The sequence below is a fragment of the Variovorax sp. UMC13 genome (assembly GCF_014170375.1).
Taxonomy (GTDB): Bacteria; Pseudomonadota; Gammaproteobacteria; order Burkholderiales; family Burkholderiaceae_C; genus Variovorax.
On sequence record NZ_LZZW01000007.1, the window covers coordinates 66,556 to 89,696 of the forward strand.

Annotated in this window: 22 protein-coding genes; 12 read left to right on the plus strand and 10 right to left on the minus strand. The window is 69.8% G+C overall.

Annotated features, from left to right (window positions below; all coding sequences use genetic code 11):
• Positions 1–7 precede the first annotated feature (7 nt).
• From A9977_RS03860 to A9977_RS03880, 5 genes are all read left to right on the plus strand, one after another.
• Positions 8–364 carry a hypothetical protein gene (locus tag A9977_RS03860; protein ID WP_183023565.1) on the plus strand — a complete coding sequence of 119 codons (357 nt, stop codon included), beginning with the start codon at positions 8–10 and terminating at the stop codon, positions 362–364.
• A 110-nt stretch (positions 365–474) separates the two neighbouring features.
• Complete coding sequence (locus A9977_RS03865) at positions 475–1,734, plus strand: TolC family protein (protein ID WP_183023566.1); 1,260 nt, start codon at positions 475–477, stop codon at positions 1,732–1,734.
• 47 nt (positions 1,735–1,781) lie between these two features.
• Positions 1,782–2,339, plus strand: coding sequence for a hypothetical protein (locus tag A9977_RS03870; protein WP_183023567.1), 558 nt, complete (start codon positions 1,782–1,784; stop codon positions 2,337–2,339).
• On the plus strand, positions 2,336–3,451 hold the full coding sequence (locus tag A9977_RS03875; RefSeq protein ID WP_183023568.1) for an efflux RND transporter periplasmic adaptor subunit: 1,116 nt from the start codon (positions 2,336–2,338) through the stop codon (positions 3,449–3,451). The genes A9977_RS03870 and A9977_RS03875 overlap by 4 nt, the downstream gene beginning before the upstream one ends.
• Before the next feature lie 10 nt (positions 3,452–3,461).
• Positions 3,462–6,581 (plus strand): efflux RND transporter permease subunit, encoded by a 3,120-nt coding sequence (locus tag A9977_RS03880; RefSeq protein WP_183023569.1) that lies wholly within the window; start codon positions 3,462–3,464, stop codon positions 6,579–6,581.
• A gap of 144 nt (positions 6,582–6,725) precedes the next feature.
• Here A9977_RS03880 and nth read toward each other — a convergent pair whose 3' ends face one another.
• From nth to A9977_RS03895, 3 genes are read right to left on the minus strand one after another with little or no spacing between them, the layout of a single operon-like run.
• The gene (nth, locus tag A9977_RS03885; protein WP_183023570.1) at positions 6,726–7,370 is read right to left on the minus strand and encodes an endonuclease III; all 645 of its coding nucleotides are present in this window, start codon (positions 7,368–7,370) and stop codon (positions 6,726–6,728) included.
• 7 nt (positions 7,371–7,377) lie between these two features.
• Positions 7,378–8,745: a type II toxin-antitoxin system HipA family toxin gene (locus A9977_RS03890; RefSeq protein ID WP_183023571.1), complete on the minus strand. Its 1,368-nt coding sequence runs from the start codon at positions 8,743–8,745 to the stop codon at positions 7,378–7,380.
• Positions 8,739–9,011, minus strand: coding sequence for a helix-turn-helix domain-containing protein (locus tag A9977_RS03895; RefSeq protein ID WP_183023572.1), 273 nt, complete (start codon positions 9,009–9,011; stop codon positions 8,739–8,741). The genes A9977_RS03890 and A9977_RS03895 overlap by 7 nt, the downstream gene beginning before the upstream one ends.
• A 137-nt stretch (positions 9,012–9,148) precedes the next feature.
• On the opposite strand from A9977_RS03895, the gene A9977_RS03900 reads away from it, so the two are divergent.
• Complete coding sequence (locus A9977_RS03900; RefSeq protein WP_183023573.1) at positions 9,149–10,336, plus strand: PLP-dependent aminotransferase family protein; 1,188 nt, start codon at positions 9,149–9,151, stop codon at positions 10,334–10,336.
• 4 nt (positions 10,337–10,340) lie between these two features.
• On the opposite strand, the gene A9977_RS03905 is transcribed toward A9977_RS03900, so the two are convergent.
• A complete protein-coding gene (locus A9977_RS03905; protein WP_183023574.1) occupies positions 10,341–10,568 on the minus strand; it encodes a hypothetical protein in 228 nt (75 codons plus the stop codon).
• A gap of 71 nt (positions 10,569–10,639) precedes the next feature.
• Here A9977_RS03905 and A9977_RS03910 point away from each other — a divergent pair, with 71 nt between their 5' ends.
• Positions 10,640–10,972 (plus strand): DUF6172 family protein, encoded by a 333-nt coding sequence (locus A9977_RS03910; protein ID WP_183023575.1) that lies wholly within the window; start codon positions 10,640–10,642, stop codon positions 10,970–10,972.
• 6 nt (positions 10,973–10,978) lie between these two features.
• On the opposite strand, the gene A9977_RS03915 is transcribed toward A9977_RS03910, so the two are convergent.
• Both A9977_RS03915 and A9977_RS03920 read right to left on the minus strand, forming a co-directional pair.
• Positions 10,979–12,304 carry an amidohydrolase gene (locus tag A9977_RS03915; RefSeq protein WP_183023576.1) on the minus strand — a complete coding sequence of 442 codons (1,326 nt, stop codon included), beginning with the start codon at positions 12,302–12,304 and terminating at the stop codon, positions 10,979–10,981.
• Positions 12,305–12,403: 99 nt separating this feature from the next.
• Positions 12,404–13,375 (minus strand): LysR family transcriptional regulator, encoded by a 972-nt coding sequence (locus A9977_RS03920; protein WP_183023577.1) that lies wholly within the window; start codon positions 13,373–13,375, stop codon positions 12,404–12,406.
• A 90-nt stretch (positions 13,376–13,465) separates the two neighbouring features.
• Here A9977_RS03920 and A9977_RS03925 point away from each other — a divergent pair, with 90 nt between their 5' ends.
• From A9977_RS03925 to rhmD, 3 genes are all read left to right on the plus strand, one after another.
• Complete coding sequence (locus A9977_RS03925) at positions 13,466–14,221, plus strand: SDR family NAD(P)-dependent oxidoreductase (RefSeq protein WP_183023578.1); 756 nt, start codon at positions 13,466–13,468, stop codon at positions 14,219–14,221.
• A gap of 130 nt (positions 14,222–14,351) precedes the next feature.
• Positions 14,352–15,659, plus strand: coding sequence for an MFS transporter (locus tag A9977_RS03930; RefSeq protein ID WP_183023579.1), 1,308 nt, complete (start codon positions 14,352–14,354; stop codon positions 15,657–15,659).
• A 32-nt stretch (positions 15,660–15,691) separates the two neighbouring features.
• Positions 15,692–16,879: an L-rhamnonate dehydratase gene (gene rhmD, locus A9977_RS03935; protein WP_183023580.1), complete on the plus strand. Its 1,188-nt coding sequence runs from the start codon at positions 15,692–15,694 to the stop codon at positions 16,877–16,879.
• An 8-nt stretch (positions 16,880–16,887) separates the two neighbouring features.
• Here rhmD and serB read toward each other — a convergent pair whose 3' ends face one another.
• Genes serB through mfd form a run of 4 tightly spaced genes read right to left on the minus strand, consistent with a single transcriptional unit; the run spans position 16,888 to position 21,792 of the window.
• Positions 16,888–17,601 (minus strand): phosphoserine phosphatase SerB, encoded by a 714-nt coding sequence (gene serB, locus A9977_RS03940; RefSeq protein ID WP_183023581.1) that lies wholly within the window; start codon positions 17,599–17,601, stop codon positions 16,888–16,890.
• A gap of 1 nt (position 17,602) precedes the next feature.
• Positions 17,603–18,001, minus strand: coding sequence for a type II toxin-antitoxin system VapC family toxin (locus A9977_RS03945; protein ID WP_183023582.1), 399 nt, complete (start codon positions 17,999–18,001; stop codon positions 17,603–17,605).
• A complete protein-coding gene (locus A9977_RS03950) occupies positions 17,998–18,255 on the minus strand; it encodes a hypothetical protein (RefSeq protein WP_183023583.1) in 258 nt (85 codons plus the stop codon). The genes A9977_RS03945 and A9977_RS03950 overlap by 4 nt, the downstream gene beginning before the upstream one ends.
• 51 nt (positions 18,256–18,306) lie before the next feature.
• Complete coding sequence (gene mfd / locus A9977_RS03955; RefSeq protein ID WP_183023584.1) at positions 18,307–21,792, minus strand: transcription-repair coupling factor; 3,486 nt, start codon at positions 21,790–21,792, stop codon at positions 18,307–18,309.
• A 118-nt stretch (positions 21,793–21,910) separates the two neighbouring features.
• On the opposite strand from mfd, the gene ispD reads away from it, so the two are divergent.
• Both ispD and ispF read left to right on the plus strand, forming a co-directional pair.
• Positions 21,911–22,636: a 2-C-methyl-D-erythritol 4-phosphate cytidylyltransferase gene (gene ispD, locus A9977_RS03960; protein WP_183023585.1), complete on the plus strand. Its 726-nt coding sequence runs from the start codon at positions 21,911–21,913 to the stop codon at positions 22,634–22,636.
• A complete protein-coding gene (ispF, locus tag A9977_RS03965; RefSeq protein WP_183023586.1) occupies positions 22,633–23,133 on the plus strand; it encodes a 2-C-methyl-D-erythritol 2,4-cyclodiphosphate synthase in 501 nt (166 codons plus the stop codon). Before ispD ends, ispF begins: the two co-directional genes overlap by 4 nt.
• Positions 23,134–23,141: the final 8 nt, after the last annotated feature.

A 23,141-nucleotide genomic window follows, 5' to 3' on the forward strand; every position in this document is an offset into this window, starting at 1 on the left:
CGCCGCCATGCGCCGTGCCGTGCTCCTGTTCGTGATGTGTGTCCTCTCGCTCCAGTCCCTCTGGGTGGCGGCGGGCACGGTCTGCGCGCACGAACGCGGGAGCGACGTGCGGCACCTCGGCCACCATGAACACCGCCACACCGCGGCGGACCAGGCCGACCCGGCCGCATCGGATGCCGACGCCGCACAGGCCGGCTACCACCCCGACTGCGCCACCTGCCACGGCACGCCCGCGGCCCTGAGCATCGGCAGCTGGCGCTCCGCCACGCTGGCGGGCGAAGCGGTCCGCATCGGCGAACAGCCCTACGTGCCGGACCGCGTGCCGGATCACCCCCTGCGCCCACCCACTTCCCACCTCGCCTGAGTTCGCGGCGAGGCGGATAGCCATCCATCGCGTGCTGCCCAGGCAGCGCGCGGCACCTCGTCGCTTGGTTTCGATTCGCGGGCGCCTGCCCGCAGCCAACGAGGTTGATCATGAATTCCACGCCCTGGACCGTCCGCGGTGCGAGGCGCCGCTGGCCGGCCCTTGCCCTTTCCTTTGTCTTTTCCCTGCCGGCGCTGGCCGCCACGACCGAGCCGCCGCCGCTCAGCCTGCGCCAGGCGGTCGATGCCGCGCTGGCCCGCCTGCCCGAGACCGTCGCCGCGCCCGAGCGGCGGCAGGCCGCGCAGGCGCAATTGCGCGCGGCCGGCCACTGGACGCCCGAGCCGGCGTCGCTCGAGCTTTCCTACAAGTCCGATCGCGCGCAGTCGAACCGCGGTGAACGCGAACTCGTGGCCGGCATCGCCGCGCCGCTGTGGCTGCCGGGCGAACGCGAGCGCACGCGGGCCCTGGCCGAGTCCGAGCAGCGCGCGCTCGACAGCCGGCTCGACGCCGCGCAATGGCGCGCGGTCGCCGCGGTGCGCGAGGCCTGGTGGGCCGTGCAGGCGGCCGACCAGGCGCTGCGCGTGGTGCAGGCGCGCGCCACCCAGGCCGCCCAGCTGGCAGAGGACGTGGCGAAGCGCGTGCGGGCCGGTGATCTGGCCCGGGCCGACCAGCACCAGGCCGACGGCCTGCGCGCCACCGCCGAAGCCGAGATGGCGCAGGCGCAGGCGGCGCGCACACGGGCCGCGCAGGCGCTGCGCGCGCTGACCGGCGCCGCCGTGCCCCCGCTCTCGGCGGCACCCGAGCCCCTGCCGCAGCGCGACACCGAAGCGGCGCTGGCCGCGCATCCGCTGCTGCGCGAACTCGCGGCCAAGGCCGAGGTCGCGCGGCGCACGCGCGAGCTGGCGGGCGTGCAGACGCGCGCCAACCCCGAGCTCACGCTCGCCACCGCGCGCGAACGCGGCGGCACCGGCGAGGCCTATGGCCAGTCGCTGACCGTGGGCCTGCGCATTCCTTTCGGCTCCTCCGACCGGAACGCGGCGCGGCTCGGTGCCGCATCGGCCGAGCAGACCGAGGCCGAGATCCAGCTCGCGCTGGAGCGCGAACGCGTGGCGGACGAGATCGCGTCGGCGCAGCAGCAGGTGGCGTCGGCGCGGCGCGCGCGCGATGCGGCCGAGCGGCGCGCCGTGCTGTCGCGCGAGACGCTGGGCTTCTACGAGAAGTCCTTCCGGCTGGGCGAGACCGACCTGCCCAACCGGCTGCGCGTGGCGCTCGAGGTCTTCGAGGCCGAGCAGCAGAGCGCCGCAGCCGAAGTCGCGCTGGCCCTGGCCGTCTCGCAATGGCGCCAGGCCCTGGGCCTGCTGCCCGAATGACCCGCCTTTCCTTCCCTTTCTTTCCCATGCATCTGCTGGACATCCTCATGAATCGCTTTTTCCTGCGCCGGGGCCTGCGCCTCGCGCTCGCTTTCCTGTTCTCCCTGCCCGCGTTGAGCCTGGCCCATGAAGGCCACGACCACGACGAAGCGCCCGCGCCGGCCACGGCCGCCGCCGACGCCACGCCCGGCCGCTTCACCGCCACCTCGGCCGGCTTCGAGCTGGTCGGCGTGCTCAGCGGCAAGCTGCTCACGCTCTACCTCGACCATGCGGTCGACAACCGGCCGGTCGAAGGCGCGACGCTGGAAGTCGCGGTCGGCGGTCGCATGCTGCCGGCCAGCGCGCATGGCGCAGGCGAATTCGAAGTCACGCTCGATGCGACGCCGGACCACGGGCCGGTGCCCGTGCGCGTGAAGGTCGTGACGTCTGCCGCGTCGGCGCAGCTCGACGGCACCTTGGAAGCCGAAGCGCACGCGCACGCCGAGGCGACGCATGGCGAGCGCAGCACGAAGACGCTGCTCTTGTGGGGCGCCGGTGGCGCCGCCGTGCTCGCGCTGCTCGCCTTCGGCACGCGCCGCGCCCTGCGTTCGGGAGCTGCCGCATGAACGCGCGTCGTCCCATCCTCTCTGCCAGCCTGCTGGCCTTCTCGCTGCTCGCCGCCGCACCGGCCCATGCCGACGCCGGCCACGACCATGGCGAGGCACCCGCCGCCGCCAACCCGAACGGGCCGCAACGCAAGCCCGACGGCAGCGTGTTCCTGCCCAAGCCCTCACAGCGGCAGATCGGCCTGCGCACGCTCGCGCTGGCCGAGGGCGAATTGCCGCGCACCGTCGAGCTCAACGGCTCGGTGGCGATGGACCCCAACGCGGGCGGCCGCGTGCAGGCGCTGCGCGCGGGCCGGATCGAAGCCGGGCCGCGCGGGCTGCCCGCACCCGGCCAGGCGGTGAAGAAGGGCGAGGTGCTGGCCATCGTCGTGCCGTCGAGCGATGCGCTGGAGCGCTCGAACCAGCTGTCGCAGGTGGCCGAGCTGCGCGCCAGCCGCGCGCTGGCCCACAAGCGCCTGGCGCGCTTGCGCGAGCTGGCCGACACGGTGCCGCGCAAGGACATCGAGGCGGTCGAGAGCGAGGTCGCCTCGCTGGATGCGCGCGTCGCCGCGCTCGGTGCCGGCCTCGACACGCGCGATGCGCTGGTCGCGCCGGTCACCGGCGTGGTGGCCTCGGTGAACGCGGTGCTGGGCCAGGTGGTCGATGCACGCGAACTGGTGTTCGAGATCGTCGATCCGCTGCGGCTGCGCGTCGAGGCGCTGGCCTTCGACGGCGCGCTGCCCGCGCGGATCGAGAGCGCCTTCGTGGCGCAGGGCAAGGAACGGCTGCCGCTGCGCTTCGTCGGTGCCTCGCGCGCGCTGCGCGACCAGGCGCTGCCGCTGAGCTTCGCGGCCCAGGGCGCGGCTTTCTCCGCCTTGTCCATCGGCCAGCCGGTCAAGGTCGTGGTGCAGACGCGCGAGCGGGTACACGGCGCGGCTGTGCCGGCCGCATCGCTGATGAAGAACGCGGCCAACGAGACCATCGTCTGGGTCAAGACCGCGCCCGAGCGATTCGTGCCGCGCGTGGTGCTGCACGAGGCGCTCGACGGCGCCAGCGTGGCCGTGACCTCGGGCCTGCATGCGGGCGAGCATGTGGTCACGCAGGGTGCGACCCTGCTCAACCAGATCCGCTGAGAGGCCACCGATGTTCAAGTGGCTACTCGAGAACAGCCTGCGCAACAGGCTGCTGGTTCTGATCGTCAGCGTGGTGCTGATGGGCTATGGCGCGTTCACGCTGTCGCGCACGCCGGTGGACGTGTTCCCCGACCTCAACAAGCCGACCGTGACCCTGATGACCGAGGCCGGCGGCATGGCGGCGGAGGAGGTGGAGCAGCTGATCACCTTCCCCCTGGAGACGACCATGAACGGCCTGCCGGGCGTGGAGTCGGTGCGCTCGGTCTCGTCGGCCGGGCTGTCCTTCCTCTACGTGACCTTCGACTGGGGCACCGACATCTTCCGCGCGCGGCAGTTGGTGTCGGAACGGCTGTCGTCGATGGAGGAGGGGCTGCCCACCGGCGTGGTGCCGCGCATGGGACCGATCAGTTCGATCATGGGCGAGATCATGCAGATCGCGATTCCGGTCGACACGGCGAAGATTTCGCCGATGGCGGTGCGTGAATACGCCGACTGGGTGCTGCGACCGCGTCTGCTCGCGGTGCAGGGCGTGGCGCAGGTGATCCCGATCGGCGGCGAGGTGCGGCAGTTCCAGGTGCAGCCCGACACCGTGCGCATGCGCGAGCTCGGCATCACGCATGCGCAGCTGGAAGAGGCGCTGCGCGGCTACTCGGCCAACACCTCGGGCGGCTTTCTCGAACTCAACGGCCGCGAGTACCTGATCCGGCACCTGGGCCGCAGCGCCAAGCTCGACGACCTGCGCAGCCTCGCGCTCACCGCGCGCGACGGCCGCCCGGTGTTGCTGCGCCAGGTCGCCGAGGTGAGCTTCGCCGCGGCCATCAGGCGCGGCGACGCGGGCTTCGAAGGCAAGCCGGCCGTGATCCTGGGCATCCAGAAACAGCCGACGGCCGACACCATCGGCCTCACGCGCGCCATCGAGGAGGCCCTGGCCGGCCTCAAGACCTCGCTGCCCGCGGGCATGGAGGCGCCGCAGGTGACCTTCCGCCAGGCCACCTTCATCGAGGCCTCGATCTCCACCCTGCAGGGCAAGCTGATCGGCGCCTCGGTCTTCGTCGCGGCGATCCTGTTCTTCTTCCTCGGCAGCCTGCGGCCGACGGTGATCGCGCTCACCGCCATCCCGGTGTCGATCCTGGTCACCGCGCTGGTGTTCCGTTACTTCGGGCTGTCGATCAACACCATGACCCTGGGCGGGCTGGCGATCGCGATCGGCGGGCTGGTCGACGATGCGGTGGTCGACGTCGAGAACATCCTGCGGCGCCTCAAGGAAGACCGGCGCAAGCCCGAAGCCGAGCGCATGGGCCTGCTGGCCCTGGTGGCCAAGGCCTCGATGGAGGTACGCTCGGGCATCCTCTACGCCACCGTGATCATCGTGCTGGTGTTCGTGCCGCTGTTCGCGCTGCCGGGGCTGGAGGGCAAGCTCTTCATCCCGCTGGGCATCGCCTTCATCGTGTCGACGCTGGCCTCGCTGTTGGTCTCGGTCACGGTCACGCCGGTGCTCAGTTCGTGGCTGCTGCCGCGCATGAAGACACTGGACCATGGCGACACGCGCGTGCTGGCCTGGCTCAAGGCACGCTACCGCGGCGGACTCGAGCGCGCACTGGCCCGGCCCAAGGCGCTGCTGTCGGGCGCGGCGCTGGCCGTGCTGGCGGCCGGCGCGGCCGTGCCTTTCTTCCCGACCACCTTCCTGCCGCCCTTCAACGAAGGCACCTTCCTGGTCGGCCTGCGGCTCAACCCGGGCGTGACGCTGGCCGAGAGCGCGGCGCTGGCGCGGCAGGCCGAGGTGCTGGTGGGCCAGGTGCCCGAGGTGACGCACGTGGGCCGGCGCAGCGGGCGCGCCGAACTCGACGAACACGCCGAGGGCGTGCATGTGAGCGAGCTCGACGTGGGCCTGCTGCCGACGGCCAAGCTGGAGCGGCCGATGGCCGAGATCGCGGCCGACATCCGCGCGCGGCTGGCGAACCTGCCGGCCGCGGTGTCGATCGGCCAGCCGATCTCGCACCGCATCGACCACATGCTCTCGGGCGTGCGATCGCAGATCGCGATCAAGGTCTTCGGCGAAGACCTCGACGTGCTGCGCGGCCAGGCCGATGCGCTGCGCGCGCGGCTCGCGGCCATTCCGGGCGTGGCCGACCTCGAGATCGAGAAGCAGGTGCTGGCGCCGCAGATCAAGGTGCGCATCGACTATGCGGCGGCCGCGCAGTACGGCGTGCCGGTGCCGCAGGTGCTGACCGCGCTGCAGAACCTGGTCGAGGGCGAGAAGGTGGCGCAGATCGTCGAGGGCGGGCGCCGCTTCGCGCTGGTGGTGCGGCTGCCCGAGGACGCGCGCTCGATCGAGGGCCTGGGCCGCATCCTGATCGAGACGCCCAGCGGGCGCATCCCGCTGTCGAAGATCGCGGCCATCGAGGACGGCGACGGGCCCAACCAGATCAGCCGCGACGATGGGCGCCGGCGCATCGTGCTGTCGGCCAATGCGCAGGGCCGCGCGCTGTCGGAGGTGGTGGCGGACATCCGCGCCGCGGTGGCGCAGATGCGCCTGCCCGAGGGCTATTTCATCACGCTGGGCGGTCAGTTCCAGGCGCAGGAAGAGGCGTCACGGCGCGTCGGCCTGCTGTCGATGGTGTCGCTGGCGCTGATGTTCGTGGTGCTCTACGGCCGCTACCGCTCGGCCGTGCTGGCCGCGCTGATCATGGTCAACATCCCGCTGGCCCTGGTGGGCGCGGTGGTGGGGCTGTGGCTGTCGGGCCAGCCGCTGTCGGTGGCGGCGCTGGTGGGCTTCATCACGCTGGCGGGCATCTCGGTGCGCAACGGCATCCTCAAGGTGAGCCACTACGTGAACCTGATGCGCTTCGAGGGCGAGGTCTTCGGCCCCGCGATGATCGTGCGCGGTTCGCTCGAGCGGCTGGCGCCGGTGCTGATGACCGCGCTGGTCACGGCCTTCGCGCTCGCGCCGCTGCTGTTCGAGGCCGAGCGCCCGGGCACCGAGGTGCTGCATCCGGTGGCGGTGGTGATCTTCTCGGGGCTGGTCGGTGCGACCTTGCTCGACACCTTCCTCACGCCCGCGATGTTCTGGCTGTTCGGGCGCAAGCCCGCGCAGCGGCTGGCCGCGGACACGCAGGCCGAAGCCTTGTGATCTCGGTTTTCCAGCACGCTGTCGCGTGACCCATGACGCACGAGATGGGTGCAACGCCATGCCAGGGATACCGCGGAACCGGCTTCGCCGGGCCGCTGGTATCGCCCCCTTGAGGGGGAAGCGCCGAAGGCGCTTCGGGGGTGGTTACTTTTTCGGCGCCGGTGTCTTGGGTTTGAAGTCGCAGTAGCGCGCGACCGCGCATTCCCAGCAGCGCGGCTTGCGCGCGATGCACACGTAGCGCCCGTGCAGGATCAGCCAGTGGTGCGCATGCAGCCGGTACTCGGGCGGGATGCGCTTTTCCAGCTTGAGCTCGACCTCGAGCGGCGTCTTGCCCGGCGCCAGGCCGGTGCGGTTGCCGAGCCGGAAGATGTGGGTGTCGACCGCGATGGTGGGCTCGCCGAAGGCCACGTTGAGCACCACGTTGGCCGTCTTGCGTCCCACGCCCGGCAGCGCCTCGAGCTCGGCACGGGTGCGCGGCACCTCGCCGCCGTGCAGCTCGACCAGCATGCGGCAGGCCTCGATCAGATGCCTGGCCTTGCTGCGGTACAGGCCGATGGTCTTGATGTAGCCCTCGAGCCCTTCGACACCCAGGTCGAGGATGGCCTGCGGCGTGTTGGCCACCGGATAGAGCCGGCGCGTGGCCTTGTTCACGCCCACGTCGGTGGCCTGGGCCGACAGCAGCACGGCCGCCAGCAGCTCGAAGGGCGTGCTGTATTCGAGCTCGGTCTCGGGCTCGGGGTTGACCGCCTGCAGCGTGGCGAAGAAGGGGGCGATGTTCTCTTTTTTCATGGCGTGCTCAGTCGGCCGTGTCGGTGTCATGCAGGCGTTGCGCGGTGCTCTTCATGCCGTCGAAGATGGCCTCTGCGAGCGCGGCGGGAAAGTCCTTCGGCAGTTCCGATTCGACCGTGCGCAGCACCTCGGGCAGCTGCGCGAGCAGCTCTTCGCACAGCGCGCGCGCATCGCCCAGGCCGGCCAGCCTGGCCACGCCGTCCCAGTGCCGCGCCTGGATGTCGGCCAGGCCCCAGTGCGCGCTCTTGGCCCGCAGCGCCATCGCGAGCCTGGCCTTCTGGCGCGCGAGCTGGTTCGCGCCGTTGCCGATGATCGGCCAGGCCGACAGCACGTCGTAGAAGGGCGCGAGCCGGTAGCCGTCGCCGCGCTCGAGGAAGATCGAGAAGTTCTTCGCATGGCCGTCGGTCGCGGCCAGCAGCCAGAACACCATCTGCGCCTTGACGAAGGCCGTCTTGTCCTCGACCGCATGGGCGCTGGCGTCGAGCACGCGCAGGATGTCGCGCATGCCCGGACCGCCGTCGGCCTCGTACTTCTGCGCGCCCGGCACGCCCAGCGCCTGGCAGAAGTCCTCCTGCGGCAGCCGCGCGATCCATTCGGCGTCGCTGCCGGCGTTCTGCAGCGCGCGGTCGAAGCGCCGCACCAGCAGCGCCTTGCGCTGGCCGAAGGTCGCGATGTCGCAGTGCGCGGTCGGCAGGCCGAAGGCGGCCATGATGCGCGCGCAGAGCCATTCGTTTTCGACCGAGCCGTGCATGTCGGCCTGCATGTTGCCGACCAGGCCCAGCGGCAGCTTGAGGATGTGGGTGGTCGGCGTGGCGCCCAGCGGGCGGAACCAGGCCTCGCCGCGGCGCAGCAGCGCGGTCTTCTCCTGCGCGCCCGCGATCGAGATGCGGAAGGCCTCGTCGTCGCGCTGGCCCAGCACGCGACCCGCGGCCAGCGAGGCGTTGATCGCCTGCTCGACGCCCGCGTCGTCCAGCGGCTCGGCCTCGATGCGGTCGAAGCCCGTGGGCGCCACGCCCGGCGGCAGCAGCTGCACCGCGCCCACGCATTCGCGGCCGATGGCGGTCAGCAGGTCGAAGGCCTCGGTGCTCGCGGTGGCGAACTTGCCCTGCAGCCGGCGGCGGATGCTGTCGTTGTCGGGCAGCAGGTTGTCGAAGTAGTTCTGCACCACCGGCCCGCGCACCGGCAGGTTGCCGGGCGTGATCGGCAGCGACAGCGAGAGCCGGCGCGCCGCGGGCGAGGCGAGCCAGGCCTCGGCGTACTGGAAGCGGTGCTCGCCTTCGCGCACCGACCATTCGCCGACGGTCTGGCCATTGGTCCAGACGACCAGCGGATGCGGATGGCGTGCGCCACGTCCGCGTTTCTTGGGGCTCACCATGGGTTGTCTCCTGGCGCCTTTGGCGCCGCTGTGGGGGCGGGCTCGGCCGCGGGAAGTTCTTCGAGCACCAGCCGGTGGCCCATCAGCGCCACCAGGCGCGAGATCTGGTCGAAGCTGGTGACGCCGGGCGCGGCCTCGATGCGCGCGATGCGCTTCTGGTTCACGCCCAGCTGCTCGCCCAGCTCGGCCTGCGTGAGCTGGCGCGACTGGCGCAGCGCGCGCAGCACGGCGCTGAGCTGCTGGCTGGTTTCGAGGGGGTAGGGCATGGTTACTACTTTGAAGTGGTAATTGGAGATTACTACCTGTAAATAGTAAAGTCAATTCACTATCTTTGGGTAGTAACCAGGCTTCCCGCGCGGGCCCGGTTCGTTCGACAATGGCGGCCAGAAAGTGAGCCCCTTCCATGCAATTCTCCTCCCGCCTCGACAACGTCGAAACCTCCGCCATCCGTGAACTCTTCAAGCTGCTGGGCACGCCCGGCATCATCAGCTTCGCGGGCGGTTTCCCCGACAGCGCAATGTTCGACGTCGAGGGCCTCAAGGAGGCCAGCGCCAAGGCGCTGAGCGAGGAGCCGGGCGCGGCGCTGCAGTACGGCGCCACCGAAGGCTACGAGCCGCTGCGCACGCAGCTGAGCGCCTTCATGCAGGGCAAGGGCGTGGACGTGGCGCCCAACGGCCTGATCGTCACCACCGGCAGCCAGCAGGCGCTCGACCTGCTGGGCAAGACGCTGATCTCGCCCGGCGACAAGGTGATCGTCGAAGGCCCGACCTTCCTCGCGACCATCCAGTGCTTCCGCCTCTACGGCGCGCAGGTCATCAGCGCCCCGATCGACGCCCACGGCGTGAAGACCGACGAGCTGGAGAAGCTCATCGCCGAGCACCAGCCCAAGTTCGTCTACCTGATCCCCACCTTCGGCAACCCCAGTGGCGCGACGCTGCCGCTGGAGCGCCGCAAGAAGGTGCTGGAGCTGGCGGTCAAGTACCAGACGCTGGTGGTGGAGGACGACCCCTACGGCGACCTGTATTTCGGCGAGGCACCGCCGCCGTCGATCATGGCCTTGAGCAAGGACGTGCCCGGCAGCCGCGAGCTGGTGGCCTATTGCGGCAGCCTGAGCAAGGTGCTGAGCCCGGGCCTGCGCATCGGCTGGATGATCGCGCCGGCCGAGCTGCTGACCAAGGCCACGATGTGCAAGCAGTTCAGCGACGCCCACACCAGCACCTTCGCGCAGGCCACGGCCGCGCAGTACCTCAAGAGTGGCCGCATGCCCGACACGCTGGCCAACGTGCGCAAGGTCTACGGCGAGCGCGCCCGGACCATGGGCGCGGCCCTCCAGCGCGAACTGGGCGATGCGATCGAGTTCACGCAGCCCGGTGGCGGCCTGTTCTTCTGGGCCCGGCTCACGGGCGCGAATGGCAAGCTGGCCGATGCCAACGTGCTGGCCAAGAAGGCGATCGAGCAACTCGTGGCCTTCGTGCCCGGCGCGCCCTTCTTCGCCGAGAAGCCCGACCTTGCGACCCTGCGCCTGAGCTTCGCCACCGCCAACCTCGAGAAGATCGAGGAAGGCATCGCGCGCCTGGGCAAGGCGCTCTGAGGATTCACGGCGAACGGTGGAGGCGGGGAGCGGCCAGCAGGTCCAGGTTGTCCGCCACGGCCGCGTCCACGTTCGGATAGCGGCCCTTCATCTTCGACAGCGTCATGATGGTCTGCAGCGCCTTCAGGTCCTTGACCGAGGGCGCGACCTTGATCTGCGCGATGGCCGCCGCAGCGTTGCCGCCGTTGATCAAAGCCATCACCTTGCCTGCCCAGTCGTTCGCGCGCGCCATGTATCTCACCTGCTTTCGTTGAAGGCACCGACTGTACACAGGCGCGCGCGGCCGGCGCGTTACGATCACCCATGAGAAAAACCTTTCAGCTTCAGGTCGAGGGCAAGCACCCCGACCGTCTCCTCGAAGCCATCAAGCACGAGATCCGCAAGTACATCAAGCGCGAACGCCGCCGCGAACTGCCCGAGGGCAGCGACTTCTGGGCCTTCGACACCCGTTTCGGCACCGACAAGGAATCCGCCGAAGCGGTCGAGTTCCCGGCCATCACCGGCCTGATCGACGGTGTGGCGAAGGCGGGCGGCCCGCAGTTCTACATCGAGCTGCTGGCCCGGCCCGCCCAGCGCCCGACGCGCAGCGAGCGCCCGGCGGGCACCGCGCCCGAGGAGGACACCGACGCCCAGTAGCCGCGCCTACTTCGCCGCCAGCGTCGCGAGCACCGCGACGCTCATCGCTTCGACGCTGGTCTTGATCGACGGCTCGGGCACCGGCGCGAAGAAGGGCGAATGGTTGAAGGCCAGCGGCTTGCCGCCCGGCTTGCGCGAGGCAGCCACCTCGTCGGGTGACAGCACGCCGACGAAGAACATCATGCCCGGCACCCCGGCGTTGAGGAACTCCGAGAAGTCCTCGCTCGCGGTGATCGCTGGCACCTGCACCACCTGCGCGTTGCCCAGGGCCGACCGGAGCGCGGCCGCCGTGCGGTTGGCCACCGTCCCGTCGTTGACCACCGCCGAACCGCCCGAGACCAGCGCCACCTCCGGCTCGGGCGCGCCGCCCATCAGGGCCGCCGCATTGGCCGTGCGGCGGATGCCCGCCAGCAGCTTCTCGCGCACCTCGGGCTTGTAGGAACGGATGGTGCCGCGCAGCACCACCGCATCCGGGATGATGTTGCCGACCGTGCCGCCCTGGATCGCGCCGACCGTCACCACGCCGAACTCGGCCGGGTCTTTCTCCCGGCTCACCACGGTCTGCACGTCGGTGATGAAGCGGGCCGCGATCGTGATCGGGTCGATGGTCTTGTCGGGCGCGGACCCATGGCCGCCCCGGCCCTTGAAGGTGATCTCCAACGAATCGGAATTCGAGCTGGTCGGGCCGACCCGGTAGCCGACGAAGCCGTAGGGCGAGGGCGAGGTGTGCAGCGCGAAGGCGAAGTCGGGCTTGGGGAAGCGCGTGAACAGGCCGTCGGCGATCATGGCCTTGGCGCCCGACACGGTTTCCTCGGCCGGCTGCGCGACGAACATCAGCGTGCCCTTCCATTGCTCCTTCAGCGCCAGCAGCGTGCGCGCCGTGCCGACCCAGCTGGCCATGTGGATGTCGTGGCCGCAGCTGTGGGCAACGAAGGTCTCGCGACCGTTGGACTGGGCCTTGGCCTTGCTGGCATAGGGCAGGCCGGTCTTCTCCTCCATCGGCAGCGCGTCGAGTTCGGTGCGCACCAGCACCGTGGGCCCGGCGCCGTTGCGGTAGAGCGCCACCACGCCGGTGCCGCCGACCTTCTCCGTGACCTCGAAGCCCAGCTTGCGCATCTCCTCGGCCATCCGGGCCGCCGTGCGGACTTCCTGGAAGGCCAGTTCGGGGTTCGCGTGCAGGTCCTTGTAGAGCGTCTCGAGCGACGGGTACATGCCGTTGACGAGGGTCTGAAGCTGAGCGGGCGGCGGCGAAGCGGCCTGGGCCATGGCGCCGGTGGCGCAGGCGCAGAGCGCGGCGATCCAGGTCCGGCGCAGGAATGAGGATGACGGCATGGCAACACTTCCTTGTTTCGAAGAAAAGCCGGGAGTTCGGCCGTGCCAGTGTCACATTCCCCGGGCCGATTTCGCGCCCGCGCGCGACAGTGGAAATCCCTAGGCTGGCACCGCGGACCTGTCGGCCGGTTGCGCATAGCGGTGCAGGCAGGCCACGAAGTCCGCGGCCGTTTCGGACAGCGGCTCGCCGTTGCGGGTGAGCACGCCGAAGCCCTTCAGGTCCTTGCCGATGGCCACCGGCAGCACGCGCAGCAGGCGTGCGTTCACATGGTCGCGCACCACCGATTCGGGCAGCGCGCCGACCGCATCGCTGGTCTGCAACAGCTGCAGCGTGGCGAACACCGAGGCGCATTCCACGATGTTGGCCGGCGTGCCCAGCCGCACCGCCGCGAACTCGTCCTCGAGCAGCTGGCGCGCCGGGCTGGTCAGCGGCTGCAGCACCCAGGGCCAGGCCATCAGCGCGTCGAAACCGAGCTGGCGCTGGCGCAGCAGCGGGTGGCCGCGGCGCACCACGATCTGCATCACCTCGTTGGCCAGCGGCACGAAGTCGAAGGCATGGCGCTGGCGCAGCGTGGACAGGCGCCCCACGGCCAGCTCGATGTCGTGGCGCTCGAGCAGCTCGCCGATCTGGTCGCTGGTCTCGCCCAGGATGCGGAGGTTCAGCAAGGGCCGGCGCTGCTTGATGTCGGCCACCGCGCGCGCCACCACGTCGGGCGCCGCGCCCATGATCGCGCCCACCACCAGCTGCCCGTGGCCGCCGCGGCGCTTGACCTCCAGCGCCTCGAGGAAGCGTGCCAGCCCGGCCTGCGACTGGCGCGCATAAGCCACCACCTCGTCGCCCAGCGGCGTGGGCCGCAGCCCGCGCGAATGGCGCTCGAACAGCGGAAATTCGAAGGCCTGCTCGATGTCGGCCAGCATCTTGGTGGCCGAAGGCTGGGTCACGCTGATGGCCGAGGCCGCATGCGCGAGCACGGGCGTGTCGGCCAGCGCGGCCAGCAGCGCCCAGTGCTTGAGCCGCAGCCGGTTCACCAGCCGCGGCGCGGTCGAAGGGGCATCGATTCGGTATTCCATTCTGGAAATGGTACGCCCAAAGAATTGATTGGAACGCAATGGGGCGTCCGCCTACAGTGCGGCCATCCACAACAACAGAGACATGCAGACATGAGCACCGTTTACCCCAAGCGTTTCGAAGGCCGCCGCGCGGTCATCACCGGCGGCGCCGCCGGCATCGGCCTGACCTTCGCCACCCGCTTCGTCGCGGAAGGCGGCAGCGTGAGCCTCTGGGACATCAGCCAGCCGGCCATCGATGCGGCCGTGGCGGCGCTGGGCGCCAAGGCCTCCGGCATCCGGGTCGACGTGGCCGACTGGGCCCAGGTCGAGGCCGCGGCGACACAGGCGGCCGCGACGCTGGGCGGCATCGACGTGCTGGTCGCCAGCGCCGGCATCACCGGCCCCAACGTGCCGCTGGCCGAATACCCGGTCGACCAATGGCGCCAGGTGATGGACGTCAACCTCAACGGCCTGTTCCACTGCAACCGCGCCGTGGTGCCGTACATGCTGGCCGGCAAGTACGGGCGCATCGTCAACATCGCCTCGGTCGCGGGCAAGGAAGGCAATCCCAACGCCTCGGCCTACAGCGCCTCCAAGGCCGGCGTGATCGGCCTGACGAAGTCGCTGGGCAAGGAACTGGCGAAGTCGAACATCACGGTCAACGCCGTGACCCCGGCCGCGGTGCGCACCGCCATCTTCGACCAGATGACGCCGCAGCACATCGAATTCATGCTGTCGAAGATCCCGATGGGCCGCTTCGGCGCGGTCGACGAGATCGCGGCCGTGATCGGCTGGCTGGCGAGCGAGGAATGCTCGTTCACCACCGGCAGCGTGTTCGACGCCTCGGGCGGCCGCGCGACCTACTGACGGCGCGGCGGCGCGGCCGCGGGCCGCATCGCTTCCCCTTTCTCGAAAAACTCGTCCTTTTACAGGGCGCCTGCGTGGCCGTGGGCGCCCGGGCACCGGCACGCCGGCAGCCCACCCTCAGGAGACAACCATGAGCTTTCCCTCCGCGGCGCAGACCGCCCTCGACAGCGTGGTCGCCAAGGCGATCCGGCGCCTGGTGCCCTTTCTTCTGCTGATGTACGTGCTGGCCTTCCTGGACCGCGCCAACGTCGGCTTCGCGAAGAAGGCCTTCCAGCTCGACACCGGCCTGTCGGACGCGATGTTCGCCTTCGGCGCCGGCATCTTCTTCATCGGCTATGCGCTGTTCGAGGTGCCGAGCAACCTGATCATGCACCGCGTGGGCGCCCGCGTCTGGATGTGCCGGATCATGGTGACCTGGGGCCTGGTCTCGGCCGGCCTGATGTTCGCCCACACCGAGATGCTGTTCTACACGCTGCGCTTCCTGCTGGGCGTGGCCGAGGCCGGCTTCTTCCCGGGCGTCATCTACTTCCTCACGCAGTGGTTCCCCGCGCAGTCGCGCACCCGGGTGCTGGGCATGTTCTATTTCGGCGCGCCGCTGGCCTTCATCTTCGGCAGCCCGCTGTCGGGCCTGCTGCTGGAACTCGACGGCGTCTGGGGCCTCAAGGGCTGGGAATGGCTGTTCCTGGTCGAGGGCGTCATGGCCTCGATCGTCGGCGTCTGGGCCTACTGGTACCTCGACGACAAGCCGGCCGATGCGAAGTGGCTGTCGGCGACCGAGCGCAAGCTGCTGACCGACGCGATCCACGCCGAGGAACAGCACAAGAACGCGCACGGCCCGGGCACCGTGTGGAAGGCGCTGACCAACGGCCGCGTGCTGTTCCTGTCGGTGATCTATTTCCTGATCCAGGTCAGCGTGTACGGCGTGGTGTTCTACCTGCCCACGCAGGTCGCGGCGCTGCTGGGCAAGAAGGTCGGCATCGAAGTGGGCTTCGTCACCGCCATCCCCTGGGTCTGCGCGCTGGCCGCGGCCTGGTTCATCCCGCGCCTGGCCGAACGCAGCGGCAGACATGCGCTGATCGCCCTCGTGACGCTGGCCGTCTCGGGCCTGGGCATCGCGGTGTCGGTCAATGCGGCCTCGCCGGTGCTGGCACTGTTCGCGCTGTGCTTCGCGGCCGCGGGCTTCATCGCGGTGCAGCCGCTGTTCTGGAGCTTCCCCACCGCCTACCTGGGCGGCGCGGCCGCGGCCGGCGGCATCGCGCTGATCAATTCGCTGGGCGCGCTGGGCGGCTTCGTCGCGCCCAACGTCAAGACCTGGGCCGAGCAGGCCTTCGCCTCGCCCAGCGCCGGACTCAACCTGCTGGCCTTCACCACGCTGATCGGCGCGCTGCTCTTCCTGATGCTGCGCTCGCCGACCGCCGGGCTGCGCACGCAGCACTGACACCTCCCATCCCCCCCACAAGGAACCCCGCCATGAGCATGCCCACCATCCGCCACGTCCGCGCCTTCACCGTGCGCGGCGGCGGCGCCGACTACCACGACCAGGGCGCCGACCACTGGATCGACGACCACATCGCCACGCCGATGAGCAAGTACCCGGCCTACCGCCAGAGCCGCCAGAGCTTCGGCCTCAACGTGCTGGGTACGCTGGTGGTCGAGATCGAGGCCAGCGACGGCACGGTGGGCTTCTCGGTCACGACCGGCGGCGACCTGGGCTGCTGGATCGTCGAGAAGCACCTGGCGCGCTTCCTCGAAGGCTCGCCCGTGACCGACATCGAGCGCATGTGGGACCAGATGTACAACGCGACGCTGTTCTACGGCCGCAAGGGCATCGTGATCAACACCCTCTCGGGCGTGGACCTCGCGCTGTGGGACCTGCTGGCCAAGGTGCGCAAGGAGCCGGTGCACGCGCTCTTGGGCGGCCCGGTGCGCGACGAGCTGACCTTCTACGCGACCGGCGCGCGGCCCGACCTGGCCAAGCAGATGGGCTTCATCGGCGGCAAGATGCCGCTGCACCACGGACCGGCCGAGCGCGAGGAGGGCTTGAAGAAGAACCTCGACATGCTCGGCGACATGCGCGCCAAGGTCGGCGACGACTTCTGGCTGATGCTCGACTGCTGGATGAGCCTGGACCTGGAGTACGCCACACGCCTGGCCACGGCCGCGCGCAACGAGCACGGCCTGAAATGGATCGAGGAGGCGCTGCCGCCCGACGACTACTGGGGCTATGCCGAGCTGCGCCGCAACGTGCCGCGCGGGCTGATGGTCACGACCGGCGAGCACGAGGCCACGCGCTGGGGCTTCCGGCTGCTGCTCGAGATGCAGTGCTGCGACATCATCCAGCCCGACGTCGGCTGGTGCGGCGGCATCACCGAGCTGCTCAAGATCTCCAGCCTGGCCGATGCGCACGGCAAGCTGGTGGTGCCGCACGGCTCATCGGTCTACAGCTACCACTTCGTGATCACGCGGCACAACAGCCCCTTTGCCGAGTTCCTGATGATGGCGCCGCAGGCCGACCAGGTGGTGCCGATGTTCCATCCGCAGCTGCTCGACGAGCCGGTGCCGGTCAACGGCCGCATGAAGGCCTCGGCGCTGGACAAGCCGGGCTTCGGCGTGCGGCTCAATCCGGACGTGGCGTTGCACCGCCCCTATCCGCGCTAGGCTGCCGCTCAGCGCAGCACTTCGAGCAGCCGGTCCAGGCCGCCTTCGTTGATCGCGACCATGGCCTGCTCGCGCACCTTGGGCTTGGCGTGGAAGGCCACCGACAGGCCGGCCTCGCCCATCATCGGCAGGTCGTTGGCGCCGTCGCCCACGGCGATGCACTGCTGCGGCGTGACGCCCATCAGCGAGGCGACTTCCAGCAGCGTGCGGCGCTTCTCGGCGCCGTCGCAGATGTCGCCCCAGCTCTGCGTCACGACCTCGCCCGTGAGGTGGCCGTCGGCCTCGGCCAGCAGGTTGGAGCGCGCGAAGTCGATGCCCAGCCGCTCCTTCACCCGGTTGGCGAAGAAGGTGAAGCCGCCCGAAACCAGCAGCACCTTGAGGCCCGCGGTCTTGCACGCGCCCACAAGCTCCGCCGCCCCGGGATTGAGCCGCAGCCGTTCGTCGTAGACCTGCTGCAGCGCCGTGACCGGCACGCCCCGCAGCAGCGCCACGCGGCGGCGCAGGCTTTCCTTGAAGTCCTTGATCTCGCCGCGCATGGTGGCTTCGGTGATCGCCGCCACCTCGGCCTTCTTGCCGACCGCGTCGGCGATCTCGTCGATGCATTCGATGTTGATCAGCGTCGAGTCCATGTCGAAGGCGATCAGTCGGAAGTCGGCCAGCTTCAGCGTCGACGCGACGCGCTGGAGGACGAGGCCGGGGGAGGAAGCTTGAGCAAGGGTCATGTCAGTCGTGCCAGTTCTCGACACGAAGATGGGGTATGCGAGAGAACTCGCGAACGTTGCGGGTGACGACGGTCAGGTCGTGAGCGAGTGCGACGCCCGCCACCTGAAGGTCGTAAGGACCGATCGGCGTGCCTTGCGCCTGCAGGTGCGCGCGCACCGCGCCGGCATGGCGGGCCGCTGCCCGATCGAAATCCAGCACGGTGAATCGGCTGCAGATGCCGGCCACGTAGCGATCCATCGGGGCACGGTTGGCGGATTTGGCCATGCCGAACTCCAGCTCGAACAGGTTGACGGCGCTCAGTGCGATGTCCGTTTCAGCGTGCTGGCTCAGGCGTTCCAGGCAGCGGCCGGCGCGCTTGTAGACATAGATCAGCGTGTCGGTGTCGAGCAGGTATTTCAAAACGCCTCTCTCGGCGCATCGGTGCCGAGATCACCGTGGCGGTTGTCGAGCAGTTCGTCCCAGCCATCGTCGAGGCCTGCGGCGCGCAGGCGATCGATCTCGGCGAAGAATTCGCTCCAGCTTTGCTTTGGCTTTTGCTTCTCGGCCTCGGCGAACTGCGCGAACCATTTGCTCAGCGACATCTGCGAACGCGCGGCTGCCGCCTTGGCAGCCGCCAGCGTGTCTTCTTCCAGATAAATGGTGACTTGAGACACAGCGACCTCCGTCTACGAAATGACAACGCCAATTATATAAGTGCGGCGCACTTATACGACCGGTGCAGCACTCTCCCTGACGATCGGCTGCCCCAGGCTGCGCAGCACGTCGCGCACCATCTGGGCCCGGTCCTTGGGTTCCTTGAGTTCGCGTTCGATGCGCAGCTTGTCGTTGCCGGCCAGCTTGATGTGCTTGTTCTTCTGGATCAGGTGGATGATCGCCATCGAATCGATGGGCGGGTCCTTCTTGAAGCTGATGTGGATCACGCCGGGCGCGGCATCGACCTTGACCACGCCGTAGGGCCGCGCGAGCACGCGCAGCCGGTGAGTGTCGATCAGCGTCTGCGCCTGCGGCGGCAGCTTGCCGAAGCGGTCGACGATCTCTTCGAGCAGTGTGTCGATCTGGTCGGGCGTGCGCGCGGTCGCGAGCTTCTTGTAGAAGGACAGCCGCAGGTGTACGTCGCCGCAGTAGTCGTCGGGCAGCAGCGCGGGCGCGTGCAGGTTGATCTCGGTCGTGACGTGCAGCGGCGACAGCAGGTCGGGCTCCTCGCCGGCCTTGAGCGCGCGCACCGCCTCGCTGAGCATCTCGTTGTAGAGCTGGAAGCCGATCTCCATCATGTTGCCGCTCTGGCTCTCGCCCAGCACCTCGCCAGTGCCGCGGATCTCCAGGTCGTGCATCGCGAGGTAGAAGCCCGAGCCGAGCTCCTCCATCTGCTGGATCGCGTCGAGCCGCTGCGCCGCCTGCTTGGTGAGGCCCTCGATGTCGGGCACCATCAGGTAGGCATAGGCTTGGTGGTGCGAGCGGCCCACGCGGCCGCGCAGCTGGTGCAGCTGCGCCAGGCCGAACTTGTCGGCGCGGCTCATCACGATGGTGTTGGCGGTCGGCACGTCGATGCCGGTCTCGATGATGGTCGAGCACAGCAGGATGTTGTAGCGCTGCGCCACGAAGTCGCGCATCACGCGTTCGAGCTCGCGCTCGGGCATCTGGCCGTGGGCCACGGCGATGCGGGCCTCGGGCAGGATCTCCTCCAGCTTCTGGCGCCGGTTCTCGATCGTCTCGACCTCGTTGTGCAGGAAGTAGACCTGGCCGCCGCGCTTGAGTTCGCGCAGCACCGCCTCGCGGATCACGCCGTTGCCCTCGGTGCGAACGAAGGTCTTGATCGCCAGCCGGCGCTGCGGCGCGGTCGCGATCACGCTCAGGTCGCGCAGGCCCTCGAGCGCCATGCCCAGCGTGCGCGGGATCGGCGTGGCGGTGAGCGTGAGCACGTCGACCTCGGCGCGCATGGCCTTCATCGCCTCCTTGTGGCGCACGCCGAAGCGGTGCTCCTCGTCGATGATCAGCAGGCCCAGGTTCTTGAACTTGACCGATTCGCTGAGCAGCTTGTGGGTGCCGACCACGATGTCGACGCTGCCGTCGGCCAAGCCCTTGGCGGCGGTGCCGATCTCCTTGGCCGAGCGGAAGCGGCTCATCTCCGCCACCTTGACCGGCCACTTGCTGAAGCGGTCGACCAGCGTCTGGTAGTGCTGCTCGGCCAGCAGCGTGGTGGGCGCGAGGAAGGCCACCTGCTTGCCGCCGGTGATGGCGATGAAGGCGGCGCGCAGCGCGACCTCGGTCTTGCCGAAGCCCACGTCGCCGCAGACCAGGCGGTCCATCGGCTGCGGCGAGATCATGTCCTGGATCACGGCGTGGATGGCGGCCTTCTGGTCGGCCGTCTCGTCGAAGCCGAAGTCGTTGGCGAAGACCTCGTAGTCGGCCGCCGAGTAGCGGAAGGCATGGCCCTGGCGCGCCGCGCGGCGCGCATAGATGTTGAGCAGCTCGGCGGCCGAGTCGCGCACCTGTTCGGCGGCCTTGCGCTTGGCTTTCTCCCACTGGCCCGAGCCCAGCTTGTGCAGCGGCGCCTCGTCGGCGCTGACGCCGGTGTAGCGGCTAATCTGGTGCAACTGGCTCACCGGCACGTAGAGCGTGGCCTTGTCGGCGTACTCCAGGTGCAGCATCTCCTGCAGCAGCGGCTGGCCCTCGGCATCCTTGCCCTGGCCCAGGTCCATGTTGATCAGGCCGCGGTAGCGGCCGATGCCGTGCGCGGTGTGGACCACCGGGTCGCCCACCTTGAGCTCGGACAGGTCCTTGATCAGCGCCTCGACGTCGCTGACCTGTTCCTGGCGCTTGTTGCGCCGGCGCGCGGTCGGCGCGGCGGCGAACAGCTCGGTCTCGGTGACGAAGTCGATGCCGCGCTCGCGCCAGGCGAAGCCCGAGGCCAGCGCCGCGGTGGCGATGCCGATCTTCTCGGCGCCGTCGGCCTCGAACTCGTCCAGCGAATCGAAGGACGGCGGGCTCACGCCGCTGGCGCGCAGGAAGTCGAGCAGGCTCTCGCGCCGGCCGTCGCTTTCGGCGATCAGCAGCAGGCGGCTGGGCGTGGCGCGGATGTAGTCCTTGAGCCGGGTCAGCGGGTCCTCGGCGCCGCGCACCACCGCGAAGGGCGGCAGCACGTCGAATTCGGCATAGGGCGCCTCGGTGGCAGAACCACGGATCGCCAGCTGCGCATGCGGTTTGGCGCGCGCATAGAACTGCTCGGCGTTGAGGAACAGCGCATCGGGCGGCAGTGCGGGCCGTTCGGGGTCGCCGCGCACCAGCCGGTAGCGCTCGGCCGCGTCCTGCCAGAAGTGCTGGAAGGCCGGCTCGAGCTCGCCGTGCAGCACCACCGTGGCCTCGCCGCCGAGGTAGTCGAACACCGTCGCCGTCTCCTCGAAGAACAGCGGCAGGTAGTACTCGATGCCGGCGGTCGCGACGCCGTTGCCCATGTCCTTGTAGATCCGGCTCTTGGTCGGGTCGCCCTCGAGCAGCTCGCGCCAGCGGCTGCGAAAGCGCGCGCGCGCGTCGTCGTCCATCGGGAACTCGCGGCCCGGCAGCAGCCGCACCTCGGGCACCGGGTACAGGCTGCGCTGGGTGTCAGGGTCGAAGGTGCGGATCGAGTCGATCTCGTCGTCGAACAGGTCGACCCGGAAGGGCACCAGCGAACCCATCGGGAACAGGTCGATCAGCCCGCCGCGCACCGCGTACTCGCCCGGGCTCACCACCTGCGTCACATGGCTGTAGCCGGCCAGCGTGAGCTGGGCCTTGAGCTTCGATTCCTGCAGTTTCTGCCGGGTCTTGAAATGGAAGGTGTAGCCGGCCAGGAAGGCCGGCGGCGCCAGCCGGTAGAGCGCGGTGGTGGCCGGCACCAGGATGACGTCGGCTTCCTTCTGGCTGATGCGCCACAGCGTGGCCAGCCGCTCGCTGATCAGGTCCTGGTGCGGCGAGAAGCTGTCGTAGGGCAGCGTCTCCCAGTCGGGGAACAGCGCGCAGCGCAGGCCGGGGGCGAAGAACACCATCTCGTCGATGAGGCGCTGCGCGTCGTTGGCGTCGGCGGTGAAGATCGCGGTTGCACGGCCGGCCTTCTTCTCGCGCTCGGCCAGTTCGGCCAACAGCAGCGCGTCGGCGGACAGCGGGGGGCGCGGCAGCGTGAATCGCTTGCCGGCGGTGAGAACGGGAAGGTCCATGAAGTGCTTCGGAAAATGCAGAACACCCCGCGCCGACGGGCGAGGGGTGTGAGACGGTCGATTCTAGAATGGCAGCCTCTTTGCTGCTGGGCGCTTCTCGAGCGTCCCTGCGTCCTTCATGACCGTTCCCCCTGTTCCTCGCCTCCACGTCCTTATTCCCTGCGCCGGTTCGGGCAGCCGCGCCGGCGGCGACGGCCCCAAGCAGTACCGGCGCATCGCCGGCCGGCCGATGGTGGCGCATACCCTCGATGCCTTCCGCGCGCTGCCCGGCCGCTTCGCCACGCTGGCGCTGGTGGTCTCGGCAGACGACAGCGAGGCCGCCGCGCAGCTGCCGGGCTTCCCGGCCGCGGGCGAACAGCTGCTGCGCGTCGGCGGGCCCACCCGCGCCGCCACCGTGCATGCGGGCCTGCAGGCCCTGTGCCAGGCCGGCGCCGGGCTGCAGGACTGGGTGCTGGTGCACGATGCAGCACGCTGCCTGATCACGCCGGCGCAGGTTGAAGCCTTGATCGCGGCCTGCGAACGCGATGCCGTCGGCGGCCTGCTCGCGCACCCGCTGGCCGACACGCTCAAGATCGCCTCGGCCGAAGGCCGCGTCACCGACACGCTGGCGCGCACCGACAAGTGGCTGGCGCAGACGCCGCAGATGTTCCGCATCGGCCTCTTGCTCGACGCGCTGGACAGGAGCGGCGATGCCGTCACCGACGAGGCCGGCGCGGTCGAGGCGCTGGGCCTGGAGCCCTTGCTGGTGGCCGCCAGCGCCCAGAATTTCAAAGTCACCTACGCCGAGGATTTCGCACTGGCCGAAGCCGTGCTGCTCGCGCGCCGCAACCCGGGAACCCCATGAGCACCGCCGCCAAACCCTCTTTCGACATCCGCGTGGGCGAGGGCTGGGACGTGCACCAGCTGGTGGCCGGCCGCAAGCTGATCCTGGGCGGCATCGAGGTGCCGCACAGCACCGGCCTGCTGGGCCATTCGGATGCCGACGTGCTGCTGCATGCGATCACCGACGCCTTGCTGGGCGCGGCCGGCCTGGGCGACATCGGCCGGCATTTCCCCGACACCGACGCGCAGTTCCGCGGCGCCGATTCGGCCGTGCTGCTGGCCGAGGCCGCGCGCCGCGTGCGCGCCGCGGGCTGGCAGATCGGCAACGTCGACAGCACCGTGATCGCGCAGGCGCCCAAGCTCGCGCCCCACATCCCGGCCATGTGCGAGCGCATCGCGCAGACGCTGGGCCTGGCGCCGGCGCAGGTCAACGTGAAGGCCAAGACGGCCGAGAAGCTGGGCCCGGTGGGCGAGGGCAGGGCGATGGAAGCGCGCGCGATCGCGCTGCTGCACCGCTAGCCGGAGCG

What these genes read in the sequence shown, in the direction of transcription:
- nth (WP_183023570.1), bottom strand. Translation starts at nt 7,370, where the DNA reads ATGAAAAAAGAGAACATCGCCCCCTTCTTCGCCACGCTGCAGGCGGTC.
- ispD (WP_183023585.1), top strand. Translation starts at nt 21,911, where the DNA reads ATGACCGTTCCCCCTGTTCCTCGCCTCCACGTCCTTATTCCCTGCGCC.
- A9977_RS03910 (WP_183023575.1), top strand. Translation starts at nt 10,640, where the DNA reads ATGAGAAAAACCTTTCAGCTTCAGGTCGAGGGCAAGCACCCCGACCGT.
- A9977_RS03865 (WP_183023566.1), top strand. Translation starts at nt 475, where the DNA reads ATGAATTCCACGCCCTGGACCGTCCGCGGTGCGAGGCGCCGCTGGCCG.
- A9977_RS03900 (WP_183023573.1), top strand. Translation starts at nt 9,149, where the DNA reads ATGCAATTCTCCTCCCGCCTCGACAACGTCGAAACCTCCGCCATCCGT.
- A9977_RS03930 (WP_183023579.1), top strand. Translation starts at nt 14,352, where the DNA reads ATGAGCTTTCCCTCCGCGGCGCAGACCGCCCTCGACAGCGTGGTCGCC.
- A9977_RS03925 (WP_183023578.1), top strand. Translation starts at nt 13,466, where the DNA reads ATGAGCACCGTTTACCCCAAGCGTTTCGAAGGCCGCCGCGCGGTCATC.
- mfd (WP_183023584.1), bottom strand. Translation starts at nt 21,792, where the DNA reads ATGGACCTTCCCGTTCTCACCGCCGGCAAGCGATTCACGCTGCCGCGC.
- A9977_RS03895 (WP_183023572.1), bottom strand. Translation starts at nt 9,011, where the DNA reads ATGCCCTACCCCCTCGAAACCAGCCAGCAGCTCAGCGCCGTGCTGCGC.
- ispF (WP_183023586.1), top strand. Translation starts at nt 22,633, where the DNA reads ATGAGCACCGCCGCCAAACCCTCTTTCGACATCCGCGTGGGCGAGGGC.
- serB (WP_183023581.1), bottom strand. Translation starts at nt 17,601, where the DNA reads ATGACCCTTGCTCAAGCTTCCTCCCCCGGCCTCGTCCTCCAGCGCGTC.
- A9977_RS03875 (WP_183023568.1), top strand. Translation starts at nt 2,336, where the DNA reads ATGAACGCGCGTCGTCCCATCCTCTCTGCCAGCCTGCTGGCCTTCTCG.
- A9977_RS03890 (WP_183023571.1), bottom strand. Translation starts at nt 8,745, where the DNA reads ATGGTGAGCCCCAAGAAACGCGGACGTGGCGCACGCCATCCGCATCCG.
- A9977_RS03880 (WP_183023569.1), top strand. Translation starts at nt 3,462, where the DNA reads ATGTTCAAGTGGCTACTCGAGAACAGCCTGCGCAACAGGCTGCTGGTT.
- A9977_RS03905 (WP_183023574.1), bottom strand. Translation starts at nt 10,568, where the DNA reads ATGGCGCGCGCGAACGACTGGGCAGGCAAGGTGATGGCTTTGATCAAC.
- A9977_RS03920 (WP_183023577.1), bottom strand. Translation starts at nt 13,375, where the DNA reads ATGGAATACCGAATCGATGCCCCTTCGACCGCGCCGCGGCTGGTGAAC.
- A9977_RS03860 (WP_183023565.1), top strand. Translation starts at nt 8, where the DNA reads ATGCGCCGTGCCGTGCTCCTGTTCGTGATGTGTGTCCTCTCGCTCCAG.
- A9977_RS03915 (WP_183023576.1), bottom strand. Translation starts at nt 12,304, where the DNA reads ATGCCGTCATCCTCATTCCTGCGCCGGACCTGGATCGCCGCGCTCTGC.
- rhmD (WP_183023580.1), top strand. Translation starts at nt 15,692, where the DNA reads ATGAGCATGCCCACCATCCGCCACGTCCGCGCCTTCACCGTGCGCGGC.
- A9977_RS03870 (WP_183023567.1), top strand. Translation starts at nt 1,782, where the DNA reads ATGAATCGCTTTTTCCTGCGCCGGGGCCTGCGCCTCGCGCTCGCTTTC.